Genomic DNA, 16,873 nt, shown 5'->3' with positions numbered 1-16,873 from the left:
TAAGTACTCGGCAAAGATAAAGATGTACTACGTTTAAAAGCAGAAAACCGGCGTGCTTTTCACGACCGGCTTCCTGAATCTTAATTTAATTTTAATCTTACTTTTTATCGCTTCCGCCGAGCTGGGCCGGTGCGCCGGCTGACTGGGCACCTTTTTTAGCTTTCTCAAAATCCCCCGCCTTGATGATCACGAGCTTATTGTAATCGATATGCTTGTTGAATGCCGCCTTGATCTGATCCGGTGTGAGCGCTTCGATCTTTTTCTCGAAATCCGCGTCCCACTGCATGGTACGGTTCAGATAAAGGTTGCTGGTAAGGGTGTTTGTCAACGAAGCATCCTGCGAGCGCGCCACCTGACGAGATTGCAGGTAACCCGATTTCGCGGCTTTCAATTCATCGGCTGTGAACCCTTCTTTCATTACTTTATCGATTTCCTCCTTGAATGCCGCTTCCAGTTTTTCGGCATTTTGCGGGGCATAAATAGCATACGACATGAATGTACCATTCTTATCCAGCGGGCTCGCCGAGAATTGCGACCCTACGCCATAGCTCAATCCCTCTTTCTGACGGATGCGTGTGGCCAGACGTGAGTTCAGGAAGCCACCGCCGAGCATGTAGTTGCCCATGATGAGCGCCGGATAATCGGGATCGGTATCCTGCAATGGCATATTCAAACCTGCCACAAACATGGCATTCGCCTTGTCGGGTGTTTCAATCGATTTGTTTTCGGATTTCACGGCCTGGTATGGCGATGCGATACGTGTAAATGGTTTGGCGCTCTTCCAGCTTCCGAACTCGTCGTTCAGGATTTTCTGGATCGCATCTTTGTCAAAATCACCCACCACTGTTGCCGATGCATTATTTGCTCCGTAAAAATCTTTGTGGAACTGGCGGATCTGATCGATCGTGGTAGTTTTAATACTCTCCACATCCTCGTCGAACGTACCTACATACCGGATATCGCTTTTCGGATATGGGGACACGAGGCGGCGGTACTGGTTGAATGCAATAGCCTGCGGTTCGCTGCGCTGCGATTCGATGCCTGCGAGCTCTTCCTGTTTCAGTTTTTCAAACTCGTTTTCGTCGAATGCAGGAGTTTTCAAAACTTCGGCCACCAGTTTCATTACCGCAGGCAGATTTTCTTTGGTTGTCTCGATGCTTGCCCCCGCCTGGTTGGCTGCTCCGAAGAAGCTTACACGCGCTTTCAGGCGATCGAATTCGTCCTTGACCTGCTGGCGGGTCTTGGTTTTCGTGCCTTTGTCGAGCATCGAGCCCGTCAGGTCGGAGATGGCCGTTTTGTTTTGCAGACTTTTTTCGTCCCCGTAACGCAAGGTAATGCGTGCAGCTACCACGTTGCCGCGTGTCTTTTTGGGAAGCAATGCTGTTTCGATGGTATTGGCCTTTTCTACCCGCGCGGTACGACTTTCCACGTTCGCGGGCGACGGATCAAATGCTTCGCCTTCGGCTACCACGGCTTCGCCTTTGTAATCTTTTACCAGGTCAGCCACTTTCGGCGCCTCGGGGATTTCCGCCCTTACCGGATTAGATTCCGGCGTAAACGTTCCGAGTGTACGGTTGGACGGTTTGAAATAATACTGAGCAACCCGGGCCACGTCCTCAGGCGTCACTTTGCGAATATTATCACGGAAGAGGAATGCAAGGCGCCAGTCACCCGTAGCGATGGCTTCGCTGATGCTTAGCCCTACCCTTTCCGAGTTCCGGAATTCGAGGTCCCAGTTTTTAAGGATCGTCGTTTTCGCCCTTTCAACATCTTCCTTCGAAGATTTGATCATAGCTGTCGAATCCAGCGTAGCCGTAAATGCTTTCTTCGCCTCTTCCAACGACTTCTCTTTCAGGATTTCAGCCCCAAACAAAACGAAACCCGGGTCGTACAACTGGAAAGTATATCCGAATTGCGACGACGCTTTCTTGGTATCCACCAGATTTTTGTACAACCTGCCGTTTGGCTCGGTGGTAAGCACTTCGGTCAGCACCTCCATGGCAGGATAGTCGGCGTGCGAGCCAGGCATAATGTGGTACATCGCCATCAGCATTTGCACATCACCAGTCCTTTTCAGCTCCACAAAGCGCTCGCCGTCCTGGGTAGGCTCCACCGTATACGATTGCGGAAGAATGCGGGTCGGTTTCGGGATTTTACCAAAATAATCGTTGATCAACGCCAGTGTCTTGGGTTCATCAATCTTTCCGGCGACGGTCAGCACGGCATTGTCGGGCTGGTAATATCTTTTATAGAATGCCTGCAAATTATCGATAGGAACGCGTTCAATGTCGGAACGGTTACCGATTGTTGATTTGCCGTAGTTGTGCCACAGGTAACCTCCTGAAATGACCCTTTGCATCAGTACCCGGAACGGGCTGTTTTCCCCCGATTCAAACTCATTACGGACGACGCTGAACTCACTGTCGAGATCTTTTTTCGCGATGAACGAGTTCACCATCCGGTCGGATTCCAGGTCCAGCGCCCATTTGAGGTTTTCCTCGGAAGCGGAAAAGGTTTCAAAATAGTTGGTGCGGTCGTACCAGGTCGTGCCGTTCGGGCGCGCGCCGTGCTCGGTAAGCTCCTGAGGGATGTTGGTATGCTTCGGCGTGCCTTTGAATACAAGGTGTTCCAGCAAGTGGGCCATACCGGTTTCTCCATAACCCTCATGACGCGACCCCACGAGGTAGGTCACATTCACGGTAATCGTCGGCTTCGACGGGTCGGGGAACATCAGTACTTTGAGGCCGTTTTCAAGGTTGTATTCCGTAATTCCCTCAACGGATGTCACTTTTGTGACGCCCTTCGGTAGTTGCTGTGCTTCGGAAGGCATTGCCAGCACCAAGGCAAGCACGATTCCGGCGAGCGAGCTCCGCCTGAACAAATTTGTTCTTCCAGATTTCATGACCATATTAAAATCAATTAGTTTAGATTTACAATCCTTGAAAATAATGTACAATATCACATTTAACAATCGATTGGTGACAAATGGCAAAATAATATACGTTGCAACATAATGTCGTATCCGGCGTGTATGGGTTGCATGCAATGGTCACCCGCGATTGGTTTTCAGGAATTATCCGGTGCCACTAACAGTTTTTAAATATGTCCCTCATTGAAAGAGAATGATCAAGATTAAAAAGGCCCCGCTTTTGTTTTCCTTCCTGGCAGCTGTTGTGCTGTCCGCCTGTGCCGGCTCCGGCATACCAATTTCATCCAATACCAAATACCCAATCGAGGTTTTGTACGACAATGAACCGCTGGAACGCCCCTATTCAGAACTCGCGGTGGTGGAGATCGGCAGCGAGGATTCGCTGACGGCCGACCAGACGAAAGATAAAAGGATGATGTTCCGGGGAAATGATGCCAAAACGAAGGAGCTCCTGACCGCGCGCCTGGTTATGAAAGCACAGAAAATCGGGGCTGACGCGATTATCAATGTCAAATATAAATACTACACGAGCGTGAACAAGGAAGGCTATATGCTGAGCGGATTGGCTGTGCGGTATCGTGGAGAATAACACTTCTAACAAGATAAACGAAAAACCATGCTGTTTACTGCCAAACTATCCGACATGCCTGTCGAGGCGGAATCGAGGGTGATTATCCGTTTTCAGGATTGCGACCCGCTGATGCATTTGAACAACTCCAAGTATTTCGATTACTTCTTCAATGCACGGGAAGACCAGGTTTCTAAGTTGTATGGTTTCAGTTTTGAAGCGATGTTCCGCGAATTGCGTACGAGCTGGGTCGTGTACCAGCACCAGATCGCGTACGTAAGGCCCGCGCGCATCAGCGAGTGGGTACGTATCACATCGCGTGTGATCTTTTACAATGAAGACACGATGGTGACAGAGTACTTTATGACCAACGACCTGCGTACCGAGCTTAAAACCGTACTCTGGACTACTTCCAAGCATATCAGCATTTCCACCGGGCAGCGCGTACCACACCCGAAAGAAGTTATGGACTACCTGGGCGCAACCTGCGTACCGGGCCTCGATTTCCCAAACCTGCATTTCAACGACCGCATCCACGCGATCAAGCAGGAGCTTGCGGCGGACGCTAATGCGTAGTATCTTTTTCTGAGATCAATTTCCCCGTCGTATCCTGCCTGGTAGAATCCGGTGGCAGGAAAGGTACCCGCACGCCCGGTTTCGGGGCGCGGGTGAAACGGTTGAAACTGTGGGTGAACTGCATGCTCACGCCACCGGTCGTGAAGGTACCGCTGGTGAACATGAGGTTGTTCTGGATATTCCGGTTATAGGCTTTTACGCGCACCGAACCTTTGGCATTCAGCCAGTATTCCAATGTCCATTCGCCCAGTAAGCTCGCGGCGTCGTATTGCGAGGCGCCGGTTTGCGATTGTGTGCCGGAAGTAAAGCGCCCGTCCCGCGTTACCCGGAAGCGGTCATTCAGGAACCGGTACGAGAAGCGCAACTGCAAGTTATTCAAAGCATTTTGGTCCAGCGACAGACCCGAAACCCCTACTTCGAGGTTTTCATTGATCCCCGAAGCCCAGCGGCTGATCTGGTTCGATACCAGTTCGCTGATACTGCTTCCGAGGAAGTTCTGACCCCCAACCGTTGCCAGACTGGTTTCGGGCAAAAGCTGGTTCACCACCAACAGACTGCTAACTTGCCGGCTCAGCTCCTGTTCGTCGGACTTCAGCTTGTTCTGAAATGCTTCCAATTGACCCCGGTACGTGCTCAATGAAGGGTTATCGAGGATTTTAAGATCATACCGGATCGTCGGCGACATCAGCCGCTCCGACAAGCCGATGGTAACCTCCACCGGATACCTTCTTGATAATGCATCCCCACTGCCGGTACCCAGGTTGCTGGTATTCGGCAGTACGCCTGCCAGCGACACCATCTGCGTGTAGCCAGCCTTTACATCAAGCTGTGCGGCGTACGGATCGCCTGCCCAGACGATCTTGCTGCCCGGCTTGATATTAAACTTTTTGTTGATGACATTCTGCAATGTGAAATTGTACTCTCCCTTTTCAATTTCATAAGTACCTGCCATCGTAAAATCGCCCTGGGTATCGATATTCAGGTTGAGACGGCCGCTACCGTTGCCGCGCAGCACGTCGCCGGTTTGCCTGTCGAAGATGATCTCACAAGTCGCGTCGGGTGTAAGGTTGAAATTGAAATCCATTTTGATCCCGCCGGCGATCTGGCTCCGGGCGATGGAATCGACGGGGACGCCGGCCGTACTGTCGGGCGGCGCCATTTTACTTACAAACTGAATGTAATCCTGCGTCACCACTTCGGTGGCACCGTCCAGCGGAATGTAGATGCGCGTGCCTTTATTACTGGTTACATTGGCTTCGATATTCAGGTTGTCGATCGGGCCGTAAACTGCCACAGGGCCGGTTACGTAAGCTGTTCCGTAGAACATATCATTATCCCTCGCATTGGTATTCAATATCTTGAAATTGCGTAGGTCGGCATTGAAACCGAGGGAGAAGTACTTGAAACCATCATGAAAAACCCCTCCGCGCAGCGTGGCTGTATTGCCGTCGGAGTCGGTAACCAGGATATTGTTGCCTGTGATTTCACTTTCCGTAAAATTGATTTTGTCGCTGAATGTAAATACCGATTGGAGATAATCGAACTTCATCCGGCCCTTGTCTACCGTAAGCGATCCTTCCAGAACCGGCGCATCAACAACACCCCTGATCGATACAACTCCCTGCGCTGTACCGCTGATATCGGACACCAAGCCCTCCGCAAACGGTTCGAGCGCTTTAAAATCCGCCTGGTTGAAAATCGCTTTCAGGTTCAGCGTATTTGTTTCCAGTTTCGGGCGGTACGAACCGACGAGGCTGAATACACGCCTCGCATTCTTATTAAGCTGGGCATCCACCTGCAACTCGCTGGTGGTCTGGTCCCAGTCGCCCGTACCGAGCAGGTTTCCGAACTCATACTGACCATAACCGAGACCTTCAATGGCAAAGTTTGCATCGAGAATCACGCTGTTATAAATATCCTTCACCTTAGCAGAGCCGTCCATGATCCCCGATAGTTTTGTGTTAAAAACGGGGTTTAAACTTGCCAGCTTAAAGTTCTTAATGTCGAGCAAAAGGCTCTTGTCCGGATCCTCGGACGCCGTACCGCTGAGGAAAATGCGCTGCTTTCCGCTCACCAGACCAAGGTTCGACATCGTAAAGTCATTGCCGACAATCGAAATAAGACTTTCAGACGGCACATTCCACTCTTCGTCGAGCAGATTGAGTTTGGAATTTTTGAAACCGATATCCAGGCCTGCCGGCAGGAACCGTATCTCACCTGCGAGGTTCGCCAGGTTGGTGCTTTTGACCTGGTGAATGGCACCGTTGAAATCAATGTGGTCGACGTCCCAGGTACCTTCCAGCTCCATCTTCTCTGTTGGCACCATCTTGCTGATCTGCTGCTTGTCGGACGTGACGAGAATGGAGGCGAGTACTTCGGCACTGTTGACGAATTTCGAGGTAGTAACGTCCACCTCCGCTTTCATAAACTGATTTTTACCATAACTCACCGTATCCGACACGGCATTGAAAGTCAATACGGCCGTGTTGTCCATCCTGAAAATCCCCTCGGCCTTCGCCCCCCGCGATACATAAATATCCGGGCTAAGGAATGCCAGGAAGCGCGACAGATTATGGGTTTCCACCGAATAGTCGATCTCATACCTGCGCGATAGCATCTTCAAGGGCTTTCTAGCATAATACTCATTCCTGCTGGCCTCGTTTTCAAAGAAATACAATTTATATTCTTCCAAAACCCTACTCACATCGTTCCATGCCTGCGTTGGCAGGAAGTTACCCTCCACCCTGGCTGTCAGGAACTCGCTATCGAGCTGCAACCGACGCTTACCGAGCTGATTTCTTGAAGAAAATACGAGCGTATCCACTACCAGGTTGCGCTCCTTATTCGTCATTACCAGATAGGTATTGAGCAGTTTGGCATCGCCTACCAGTTCGTCGACTGTATTCCCCGTTACATTGATATTCAACTGCGTCCTAAGGGTGATCGGGTCCGTGCTGAAACCTAGTTCTTTCAAGTTAGCCCTTTCGATCAGTCCTCTGACATCAAACATGTTCTGCTGTTTGGAAAGATCGAACTCACCGTCAAGGTTCACGACCAGGTTGCTGTCGCGGGAGCTTACGAGACCATTGAAATACTGATTTTGCAGATTGCCCTTCAACCGGATGTTTTTGTAATCATAACTCCGAAAGCCAACCCGGTGAACGGTCGCATTCATATCCGCGGAAGCGACCGACAGCTCCAACCCTTTTCCATACACTTCCCCTTCAAAATCCAGCTCCTGCCAGTTATCCTCATCTTCCAATAATGTTCCCAACCCGAAAGAGGACGTTTTTACTTCCCCTGAATAGGTAGTCGATTTCGCATCCGCAATGTGGAATACCAGGTTTCCCGATAGTTCGCCGAGCTCGGACGACGCCGATGCATTCACGGCAAAATCTTTCAGCGTTCCTTTGAATGTGCCATCCAGCAGCGTATACCCAAATTTTTGCAAATCGGGGTGCATGTCCCATTCGGGGTAGTATTGCACCAGGTCGGTCGGATCGATTTTAGAAACCGATAACCGGATATCCATTAACACCCCCTCGATCGTAGGAAGCCCTTTGAAGCCAATATCGCCGATGAGCCTGCTGTTCTTCCCAAAATGCAGGTCCGTATTGGAGAGTAGGAAATCGTCGACCTTGCCGTTGAAATCACCTGATATTTGCCAGGTTTCATCCAACCCGTCAATATAACTCGAAAACAGGCCCAGGTCCTGCGAATCCACCCGACTGCCGACCAGGTGCCCCTTCATCCGTATTTTATGGTTAAAATCGCCTAACTCTCCTGAACGGTTGTAGTAGAATATTACTTCGTCCTTTAAATGCGAGTTACCGATGTGCGCATCGAGCTCCTTCAACTCCATTTTCTTCTGGCAAAAAAGGAATTTCGTATCCAGGTCATGCATTTCCAGACCGGTTTGCTTATCGATCGTTTTCAGGTTTTTGGCACGAAAGGCAATCGTATCCCCCTGAACAAGAAAATCGCTCAGCTCGCCGTAGAGGTGTTTCAGGCTGAAATGTGAGTAGTCGAACACCCTCGAGCCACGGTCGCGGGGCTGGCGGGGATCGTCGTAGCCGAAGGTTCCGTCAATAACCTTCGCTTTACCGATGATGAAAGGGGTGTTGTTTTCGGGCGCATTGGGCGGCCTGGGTACCGCGGGAGCAGTCAGTTCGTTGATACGGGCTATAAAACCGTCGATGTTCAGGTCGCCCGATTCGGGGACAATGATCAGATGCACATTCGGCTGAAAGACGTTGACCTCATCGAGAAATATCTCTTTCGCCGAGTCTCGGATGATGTTATTGACATTCAGATTTACATCGATCCGGCCGACATCGATCATATCCGCGCCCGAAGAGTCTTTCACTGAAACGGTTTCAAGCGAAACCACATCAAACCATTTGATATTGACCTTCCCGATCGTGATAGGATACCCGAGTTTACCTGATATATCGGCCGTTACGTACCCTACGGCCCAGGTTTGAACCGAAGGCAGCTGCAATGCGGTGGTAGCAATCCCAAGCGCCAGCAGCGCGAAGATGACAACCACGATCAGACCATTACCAAGCGCCTTCAGGAATTTTAACATATACAGCTTCGCAGCGGGATACTGCTTATCTTATTGTTAATGCTTAATTTTGCGAATATTTTCCACAGTATGAATATCCTCGCAATTGAATCGTCGTGTGACGAGACCTCCGCAGCTGTTATAACAAACGGGAATATCCGCTCCAATGTTGTTGCTACGCAACTCATCCACACCCAGTACGGCGGCGTAGTTCCCGAGCTGGCCTCGAGGGCGCATCAGCAACACATTCTGCCTGTGGTGGACAAAGCATTGAATGACGCAAAAATAGCAAAAAAAGACCTGGATGCCATTGCTTTTACCAAGGGGCCGGGTTTGTTGGGTGCATTGCTGGTAGGCACTTCGTTCGCGAAATCAATGGCGCTGGGCCTGGATATTCCGTTGATCGAGATCAATCACATGCAGGCGCACGTGCTCGCGCACTTCATCAACGCGCCCAAGCCAGCCTTTCCGTTTTTGTGCCTTACCGTGAGCGGCGGGCATACGCAGATCGTGAAAGTTACCGGCCCGCTCGACATGGAAATCATCGGAGAAACGCGCGACGACGCCGTAGGTGAGGCTTTTGACAAAACAGCCAAGCTCCTCGACCTGCCCTATCCCGGCGGCCCGCTGATCGATAAATATGCCGCCCAGGGAAATCCACAAGCCTATCCATTCCCGCTTCCGGAAATTCCGGGACTGGACTTTTCATTTAGTGGTATCAAAACATCCTTTTTGTATTTTCTGCAAAAACAGGTCCGTCAGAACCCGGAATTTATCAGGGAAAATATCGCCGACATTTGTGCAAGCATTCAGTTTACATTGATTGATATTCTACTGAAAAAGCTAAAAAAAGCATCTCGCGAAACGGGTATAAAGGAAATCGCAATCGCAGGCGGCGTATCCGCTAACTCAGGTTTGCGCAAATCGCTGCAAGAACTCGGCGACCAGCTCGGCTGGAATGTGTATATTCCTGCTTTCGAATATTGTACCGACAATGCGGCCATGATCGCCATTGCGGCACATTACAAGTTTGAAGCCGGCCAATTCTGCGACCAGACCGTCAGCCCGCTTGCAAGAATGGAGTTTTGAAGCATTACTAACCTAAACGGGATTGTATGAAACACTTTTGCCTGGGCATTTTATTTCTTTCGATCCTGACGGGCATAACCAATCCGCTTTTTTCACAAACGGCACGCGTACTCCGCAACGACCTGGCGATCAAGCCATTTTTCCGCATCGATGGCACCGATACGCAAACCCGGATCGCATACGACGCTTCCGACAAGTCGTTTTACACCATTGCCTGGAACGGCGACCTGTTCCGCCTTACCCTGAACGCCTCGGGAAATTATAGTGTCACCAGGCTGGCGTCGGCGGAGGACCACGGTATCAACTACCTGCAAGGACTCGCGTTACACGACGGTAACGTATACCTGGCAGGGAATGTGGTAATTGCGCAAGGAGTTTCGGGTTATGGCAAGGCTGTCAAAGCCAGGCTGACAGGCGGCCAACTCGTTTGGACCGAGATCTTCAAAACAGCGGAACACGCTTCTTCCAAAACGCTTTTCGACCACGCGTTCAGCGCCGTTTGCTTTTCGCCCGACGGTAAGGATATGTACATTGCCAGCGGCTCGCGCACCGATCATGGCGAAGTAAAGGACAATGAAGGCCGATACCCCGGCTTGCGCGAAGTACCATTGACCGCCTGCATTTTCAAAATACCCGCTAATACCCAAAACCTGCTCCTTCCCAACGACTCGGCTGCGCTCGCGCCTTATGTGCACGCGCGGGGGGTGCGCAACGCATTTAGCCTCGCATTCGCGGCCAACGGCGACCTATTCAGTGTGGAGAATTCCGGCGACCGCGACGATCCCGAGGAAATGAACTGGATCAGGCCCGGCGCGCATTACGGCTTCCCCTGGGAAATGGGTGGAAATGATACCCCTATGCAGTTTGCAGGCTATCAGCCAGCTGACGACAAGCTTATCAACCGCAATTACACAGCCTACCAGATCGGTGCATTTCATGACGACAAACAATATCCTAAAAAACCGCAGAACCTGACTTTCTACAAACCGATCCAAAACGCCGGTCCGGATGCAGACAAGTACCGCGACGCTGCAACCGGAAAAGTGATGGACGCGAGCGAAACGGGCGGGTCCATCAGCACATTTACCGCTCACAGATCGCCACTGGGGCTGGTTTTTGACACAAAATCCGGTTTTGGAGGCGAGTACAAAGGCAAGGGATTTGTGCTGAACTTTCAGGAAGGCTCTGCCACTTATGGACCGATGCAAGACCCCGGCCAGGACTTGTTGATGCTGGATTTAAAGAAAAATGCAGCCGGCGACGATTATACATTGAATGCCTACCGCATTGCCGCCGATTTTTTCCAGCCTACGGATGCGGAGATCGTCGATAACAAATTATATGTGCTGGAAGGCCAGGGACAGATATGGGAAATCAGTTTTCCAAAAGAAGTGGTCACCGCATTGGAACCGACGCGCAATGCGTTCACGGTATACCCGAATCCGGTCCACGGCAAAATGCAGATTGACGGGCCATTAATGCAGCAAAATGTGCAAATGACCGTTGCCGACATGGTCGGCCGCGCGGTGATCCGCGAAAACAGAATAATAAACGGCAAAACGGAGCTGGATGTGTCAAAACTTCCGGCGGGGACTTATCTGCTCCAAGTCGAGTCACAGCAACACCAGGTTACCACCAGATTTATCGTCCCGTGAAAACAATTGTCCGGCTTGCATTCATCATTATTTCGGCTGTATGCCTGTCGTGCGGCGACTCGCCTTCCCCGACACCCCCCGGAGCAGGTGGCAATGAAGCGCCTGAACTGACCGGTTTCACCCCCGCAATGGGCAAGAAAGGGACTATTATCAAGATCCAGGGCAAGCATTTCGGGGGCGATGCTTCGAAAGTTTTGCTACAAATCAATGGGCTGAAAGCGGTCGTTAATGCAGTTACCGATACGGAAATAACTGCCGTTGTGCCCGACAAATGCGGTTTGGGAAAAGTGGTTTTAACTGTAAACAGCAAGGAAGTCACCTCGGAGGCGGCATTCCGCTATCTCTATACGGCTACTACCAGCTATTTTTCAGGCGGTGAGGCCGGGTATGAGGATGGAACACCGCAAAAATCAAAATTCGGTACGCTGTATAACATTGCTACCAATGTCGAGGGCATTATGTTCGCCGCGGACCTGGGCAATTGCCTGGTGAGGCGCATCGAAACCGACGGCAGCACTTCCACCGTGGTCGGTTCGCCGCATTCGGGCTTCAAGGACGGCAAGGGCGATCAGGCATTAATGAAGTTCCCGATCGGTATTGAACTCACACCCGACGGCTCTATCTACATTGCCGACCATCAAAACCACGCCATCAGAAAAGTGTCTCCGGACGGGATGCTCACAACCGTCACCGGCCACCCCGAACGCCCCGGGCTCGTGGACGGCAACCTGGCAACAGCGCGTTTTAAAGCCCCTTATGGAGTAAAATTCGATCAGCTAGGTACGCTTTGGATTTGTGACACTGAAAACGGCGTGATCAGAAAAGTCTCACGCGAAGGCCAGGTTTCCACATTTGCAGGAAGTACGCCGGGATATGCCGACGGCAAACTCCTGGAAGCGAAGTTCTATATGCCCTCCTATTTAAATTTCGACATAAAAGGCAACATGTTCATCGCCGACAAGCACAACCATTGCATCCGGAAAATCGCAGCCGACGGCATGGTAACAACATTTGCCGGAACTCCCACCAAAAACGGCTACCGCGATGGGGAAGCGGGCCAGGCGATGTTCAACCAGCCTTGCAACATCCAGATCGACAAACTGGGTAATCTTTATGTGAACGACCTATGGAACCATTGCATCCGCCTCGTGTATCCGGACGGGTATGTTACTACGCTCGCAGGCAAGGGCGGGATCGAAGGTTATGAGGAAGGTCCCGGAGAAAATGCCCTTTTTAAACATCCGCAGGGATGCACTTTGGACAAAGACGGAAATCTTTTTGTTACGGATTCAGCCAACCAACGTATACGCAAGCTGACCATCGAATAATCATGGCCATGATATTATCAGAAATCTGGGTCTATCCTGTCAAGTCGCTCGGCGGGATCAGGCTTACCAAAGCATTGACAGAAGAAAGAGGACTACAATACGATCGCCGGTGGATGATCATCGATGACGAAAACGTATTTATCACACAGCGTGCGCATCAGAAAATGGCGCTGATCGACGTCGCATTACTGGACGAGGGATTGAAAATATTCCTGCGTGCCGATCCGGACGATTTTGTACTGGTGCCCTACCAACCAGTCACCGCGCTGCCCGTCACGGTAAAAGTATGGGACGATACCGCCGGTGCGCTCACCGTTTCCGACAAAGCCGATGCATGGCTCAGCCGGCAGCTCGGCCTCAACCTCCGGCTGGTGGTAATGCCGGATTCGACCGAAAGAAAGGCGGACCCGCGTTACGCGCACCATCATGAGAATGTCAGCTTTGCCGACGGTTTCCCTTACCTTGTCATTTCACAGGCTTCACTGGACGATCTGAACGGCCGCCTGGCCGAGCCGATTGAAATGCGACGTTTCCGCCCCAATTTCGTCATCACCGGCACCGGGCCGTTTGCCGAAGATCAATGGAAGCGCATTACCATCGGTGACCTGCATTTTGAAGTGGTGAAGCCATGTGCACGCTGCGTGCTCACGACCATTAACCCGGAAACCGCCGAGAAAGGTGCAGAGCCGCTAAAAACCCTGGCAACGTACCGGCGAAATGGCAATAAGATACTGTTCGGGCAAAATGTAACTGCGCAGGATTTCGGAGAACTGAAAGTAGGTGACCGGCTTACGATCCTTGAATAGCAAAAAAGGTCCGCTAGCGGACCTTTTTACTTATAAACCAATACTTTATCAAGACTGGGCTTCCGTCTCGCTGGTGCCCGTTGTCTGAAAAGGGCTTTTCATGATACCTCTTTCCGAGTTACGGATAAAGTTGATGATTTCGTCGCGCTCGTTCGAAGGCGGCATTTCCAACTCGATCTTTTGAAGCGCTTCGGCGTTGTTATAGCCCTTCATATAGATGTAGCGGTAAATATTCTGGATATCGACAATTTTTTCGTTGCTATATCCCCTTCTCCGTAAACCTACTGAATTGATACCTACATAAGAAATAGGCTCGCGGGCGGCTTTTGTAAAAGGCGGAACATCCTTGCGAACCAGCGATGCACCCGAAACAAATGCGTGTATACCTATCTTGACAAACTGATGTACGGCACTTAATGCGCTTACAATCGCCCAGTCGCCCACATGCACGTGGCCTGCCATTTGCACATTATTACCTATAATGCAGTTGCTTCCTACCCGGCAATCGTGCGCTACGTGAGCGTACGCCATGATCAGGCAGTCGGAGCCGACAACGGTTTTCCAGTGTTCCTCGGTACCACGGCTGATCGTAGCATACTCGCGGATCGTCGTATTATCACCAATGATGGTCAGGGTGTATTCGTTATTGTATTTTAAATCCTGTGGCGTAGCCGAAACGACGGCACCGGGATAGATTTTACAATTTTTGCCAATTCGCGCTCCTGAATTGATTACCGCGTGTGATCCTATCCAGGATCCTTCCCCGATTTCAACATCGGCATGGATCATTGCAAACGGTTCAATTTCAACATTCTGAGCAATCTTAGCGTCAGGATGGATATATGCTAATGATTGAGTCATTTTTTCTTTACCAGGCTTGCTATCATATCGGCTTCACACACCAGCTGTCCGGCTACGTATCCCCGGCCACTCATTTTGACGATTCCCCTCTTCATCGGAGATGTGAATTCACATTTAAAAATAACCGTATCACCGGGGAAAACATTGCGTCTGAAGCGGCATGCGTCGATCCCGATCAGGTAGGGCCAGTAATTGTCGGGGTCCGGCACGCTGGATAGTACAAGGATGCCGCCGGTCTGCGCCATCGCCTCCAATTGCAGTACGCCGGGCATTACCGGGTTGCCCGGGAAGTGTCCAAGAAAAAACTGTTCGTTAATCGTCACATTTTTCACACCCACCACGCTGTTTTCATCCAGAGCGATGATCTTGTCGATCATCTGGAACGGATAGCGGTGAGCCAGCAACTGGCCGATCTGATTGATATCGAAAACCGGAGCCTTGTTAGGATCGTATTGCGGAATATCTCCTTTGCCGGATTTGATCAGTTTTTTGATCTTTTTCGCCAATGCCACGTTAGCAGCATGGCCCGGGCGCGCTGCCAGGATCTGCGCTTTAATAGGCCGTCCAACCAATGCAAGATCTCCTATCAGATCAAGTAGCTTGTGACGCGCCATTTCATTGGAATAATGCAGGTCTACATTGTTAAGGATACCCTTGGATTTGTCGACGCTCACCTTTGGTTTGTTCAAAAGCTGTGACAGATGGTCCAGTTCTCCATCCTTCACCTCCCGGTCCACGATCACGATCGCGTTCGTAAGGTCACCCCCTTTAATAAGGTTCTGCTTGTAAAGTGCTTCCAGCTCGTGAAGGAACACAAACGTGCGGCAGGCTGCGATATCATCTTTAAAAAGCGTGATATCGTTCAGGGATGCGTGCTGGCTGCTAATTACGGTAGAGTTATAATCAACCATCACCGTAAGACGGTAGTCCGAAAGCGGAAGTGCAACCAGTTCGGTATCTTTTTCCTTATTCTTATAATGTACGTATTCCGGAACCTCGAAATAGTTGCGGTAAGCATTCTGCTCCTCAATACCTGCATCCAGCAATGCGTCGACGAACTTGATCGAGCTGCCATCCATGATCGGGGGCTCAGGGCCGTCGAGTTGGATCAGCACGTTGTCGATCTGCAAACCTACAAGGGCGGCAAGTGTGTGCTCAACCGTGTGGATCCTCGCGCCGTTCTGCTCGATGGTAGTACCGCGGGAAAGGTCCACCACATTATCGACATCTGCATCTACAATCGGCTGGTCGGGTAAATCAACACGTTGGAACTTGTATCCGTGGTTGGCTGGTGCCGGCACGAATGTCATCGTGGCGACAACACCAGTATGTAAACCCACTCCAGTTACGGATACAGACTTAGAAATGGTTTGTTGTTTTTCGTTCATTATATCTATTTCCTTTTCTAAATAAGGTGCGATCGGGCATGACCGGGATTACTGAAAATCAGAGGTTTCCTGCTTACGTTCCAGGTCCTTCAGTCGTTCTTCCAACTCAGGCAGCCTTCGCACCAATGCCATGGACCGTAAATGTTCGTTCAGGTCCCTGGCGGGGGAGCCGGACAGCGACAAGCCTTCCTTTTTAATGGATTTGCCCAGGCCGCTTTGTGCCCCAATCTTAGTATTGTTTGCTACCGTAATATGGCCAACGATACCAACCTGGCCGGCAACTACGCATTGCTCGCCGATGGTAGTGGAACCAGACACTCCGGACTGGGCCGCAATTACGGTATTTTTTCCAATCTCTACATTATGTGCGATCTGAACCAGGTTATCTATTTTCGCTCCCTGGCGGATAATGGTCGAACCCATCGTCGCACAGTCGATCGTCGCATTCGCACCGATGCTCACATTATCCTCGATGATCACATTTCCGAGCTGCGGTATCGTTTTATAGCTACCGTCGGCTTGCGGCGCAAAACCGAAACCGTCGCTGCCGATCACCGTGTTGGCAAAAATGGTGACGTTTTTCCCTATCACCGTGTTGTCATAGATTTTTACGCCCGGATGGATCACCGAATAATCGCCTACTTCAACGCCGTCGCCCAGCCAGGCCTGCGGGTAAATCTTCACTTCTTTTCCGATCACGCAATTTTTGCCGATATACGAAAAGGCTCCGCGATAGCAGTTCTCCCCTATCTTGCTGTTGTCTCCGATGAAACTGGGCTGCTCAACACCGGATTTGTTGCCGGCAATGCGTTTCTGGTATTCTTCCAGTAGTATCGTGAAGGCGGTGTAGGCATTATCGACGTAGATCAACGTCGCAGAAATATCTTTTTTAGGAACAAAATCTTTATTGACAATTACTGCCGAAGACTGTGTGGAGTAGATATAATGCTCATATTTGCTGTTGGCCAGAAAAGATATACAACCCGGCAGGCCCTCTTCAATTTTTGCAGCCGAAATAATTGTAATCTGATCATCTCCAACAACACTTCCATTCAGCATTTGAGCAATCTCGCTGACAGTAAATTTCATATTTTATCGGCTAATTT

Annotated in this window: 11 protein-coding genes; 6 read left to right on the top strand and 5 right to left on the bottom strand. The window is 50.6% G+C overall.

From position 1 onward, the window contains the following. Nucleotides 1-97 precede the first annotated feature (97 nt). Nucleotides 98-2,908, bottom strand: coding sequence for a M16 family metallopeptidase (locus tag AAHB90_RS00340; RefSeq protein WP_342082914.1), 2,811 nt, complete (start codon nucleotides 2,906-2,908; stop codon nucleotides 98-100). 214 nt (nucleotides 2,909-3,122) lie between these two features. Between AAHB90_RS00340 and AAHB90_RS00335 the strand changes: the two genes are divergently transcribed. Beyond that, nucleotides 3,123-3,518 carry a hypothetical protein gene (locus tag AAHB90_RS00335; RefSeq protein WP_342082913.1) on the top strand — a complete coding sequence of 132 codons (396 nt, stop codon included), beginning with the start codon at nucleotides 3,123-3,125 and terminating at the stop codon, nucleotides 3,516-3,518. A 27-nt stretch (nucleotides 3,519-3,545) separates the two neighbouring features. Then, a complete protein-coding gene (locus tag AAHB90_RS00330) occupies nucleotides 3,546-4,073 on the top strand; it encodes an acyl-CoA thioesterase (RefSeq protein ID WP_342082912.1) in 528 nt (175 codons plus the stop codon). On the opposite strand, the gene AAHB90_RS00325 is transcribed toward AAHB90_RS00330, so the two are convergent. Further along, complete coding sequence (locus tag AAHB90_RS00325) at nucleotides 4,063-8,661, bottom strand: translocation/assembly module TamB domain-containing protein (protein ID WP_342082911.1); 4,599 nt, start codon at nucleotides 8,659-8,661, stop codon at nucleotides 4,063-4,065. The genes AAHB90_RS00330 and AAHB90_RS00325 overlap by 11 nt on opposite strands. A gap of 69 nt (nucleotides 8,662-8,730) precedes the next feature. Here AAHB90_RS00325 and tsaD point away from each other — a divergent pair, with 69 nt between their 5' ends. The 4 genes from tsaD to AAHB90_RS00305 are packed head-to-tail and all read left to right on the top strand — an operon-like array spanning nucleotide 8,731 to nucleotide 13,518. Next, nucleotides 8,731-9,729: a tRNA (adenosine(37)-N6)-threonylcarbamoyltransferase complex transferase subunit TsaD gene (tsaD, locus tag AAHB90_RS00320; RefSeq protein ID WP_342082910.1), complete on the top strand. Its 999-nt coding sequence runs from the start codon at nucleotides 8,731-8,733 to the stop codon at nucleotides 9,727-9,729. 26 nt (nucleotides 9,730-9,755) lie between these two features. Further along, nucleotides 9,756-11,384 carry a T9SS type A sorting domain-containing protein gene (locus AAHB90_RS00315; protein WP_342082909.1) on the top strand — a complete coding sequence of 543 codons (1,629 nt, stop codon included), beginning with the start codon at nucleotides 9,756-9,758 and terminating at the stop codon, nucleotides 11,382-11,384. Beyond that, nucleotides 11,381-12,712, top strand: coding sequence for an IPT/TIG domain-containing protein (locus AAHB90_RS00310; RefSeq protein ID WP_342082908.1), 1,332 nt, complete (start codon nucleotides 11,381-11,383; stop codon nucleotides 12,710-12,712). Before AAHB90_RS00315 ends, AAHB90_RS00310 begins: the two co-directional genes overlap by 4 nt. Nucleotides 12,713-12,720: 8 nt before the next feature. Beyond that, nucleotides 12,721-13,518 (top strand): MOSC domain-containing protein, encoded by a 798-nt coding sequence (locus AAHB90_RS00305; protein WP_446717864.1) that lies wholly within the window; start codon nucleotides 12,721-12,723, stop codon nucleotides 13,516-13,518. A gap of 48 nt (nucleotides 13,519-13,566) precedes the next feature. Here AAHB90_RS00305 and lpxA read toward each other — a convergent pair whose 3' ends face one another. The 3 genes from lpxA to lpxD are packed head-to-tail and all read right to left on the bottom strand — an operon-like array spanning nucleotide 13,567 to nucleotide 16,856. Further along, the gene (gene lpxA / locus AAHB90_RS00300) at nucleotides 13,567-14,379 is read right to left on the bottom strand and encodes an acyl-ACP--UDP-N-acetylglucosamine O-acyltransferase (RefSeq protein WP_342082906.1); all 813 of its coding nucleotides are present in this window, start codon (nucleotides 14,377-14,379) and stop codon (nucleotides 13,567-13,569) included. After that, nucleotides 14,376-15,767 carry a bifunctional UDP-3-O-[3-hydroxymyristoyl] N-acetylglucosamine deacetylase/3-hydroxyacyl-ACP dehydratase gene (locus AAHB90_RS00295; RefSeq protein WP_342082905.1) on the bottom strand — a complete coding sequence of 464 codons (1,392 nt, stop codon included), beginning with the start codon at nucleotides 15,765-15,767 and terminating at the stop codon, nucleotides 14,376-14,378. The genes lpxA and AAHB90_RS00295 overlap by 4 nt, the downstream gene beginning before the upstream one ends. 48 nt (nucleotides 15,768-15,815) lie before the next feature. Continuing rightward, nucleotides 15,816-16,856: a UDP-3-O-(3-hydroxymyristoyl)glucosamine N-acyltransferase gene (gene lpxD, locus AAHB90_RS00290; RefSeq protein WP_342082904.1), complete on the bottom strand. Its 1,041-nt coding sequence runs from the start codon at nucleotides 16,854-16,856 to the stop codon at nucleotides 15,816-15,818. Nucleotides 16,857-16,873: the final 17 nt, after the last annotated feature.

Origin of the sequence: Dyadobacter sp. OTU695, from assembly GCF_038440355.1 — a bacterium.
GTDB lineage: Bacteria > Bacteroidota > Bacteroidia > Cytophagales > Spirosomataceae > Dyadobacter.
Note: the sequence above shows the minus strand (reverse complement) of the source record. Positions and strands in the feature narration are given on the sequence as shown.

Bases quoted from the DNA above. Each gene is read 5' to 3' on its own strand.
- tsaD (WP_342082910.1), top strand. From the start codon at position 8,731: ATGAATATCCTCGCAATTGAATCGTCGTGTGACGAGACCTCCGCAGCT.
- AAHB90_RS00325 (WP_342082911.1), bottom strand. From the start codon at position 8,661: ATGTTAAAATTCCTGAAGGCGCTTGGTAATGGTCTGATCGTGGTTGTC.
- AAHB90_RS00295 (WP_342082905.1), bottom strand. From the start codon at position 15,767: ATGAACGAAAAACAACAAACCATTTCTAAGTCTGTATCCGTAACTGGA.
- AAHB90_RS00340 (WP_342082914.1), bottom strand. From the start codon at position 2,908: ATGGTCATGAAATCTGGAAGAACAAATTTGTTCAGGCGGAGCTCGCTC.
- lpxA (WP_342082906.1), bottom strand. From the start codon at position 14,379: ATGACTCAATCATTAGCATATATCCATCCTGACGCTAAGATTGCTCAG.
- AAHB90_RS00315 (WP_342082909.1), top strand. From the start codon at position 9,756: ATGAAACACTTTTGCCTGGGCATTTTATTTCTTTCGATCCTGACGGGC.
- AAHB90_RS00335 (WP_342082913.1), top strand. From the start codon at position 3,123: ATGATCAAGATTAAAAAGGCCCCGCTTTTGTTTTCCTTCCTGGCAGCT.
- AAHB90_RS00305 (WP_446717864.1), top strand. From the start codon at position 12,721: ATGATATTATCAGAAATCTGGGTCTATCCTGTCAAGTCGCTCGGCGGG.
- lpxD (WP_342082904.1), bottom strand. From the start codon at position 16,856: ATGAAATTTACTGTCAGCGAGATTGCTCAAATGCTGAATGGAAGTGTT.
- AAHB90_RS00330 (WP_342082912.1), top strand. From the start codon at position 3,546: ATGCTGTTTACTGCCAAACTATCCGACATGCCTGTCGAGGCGGAATCG.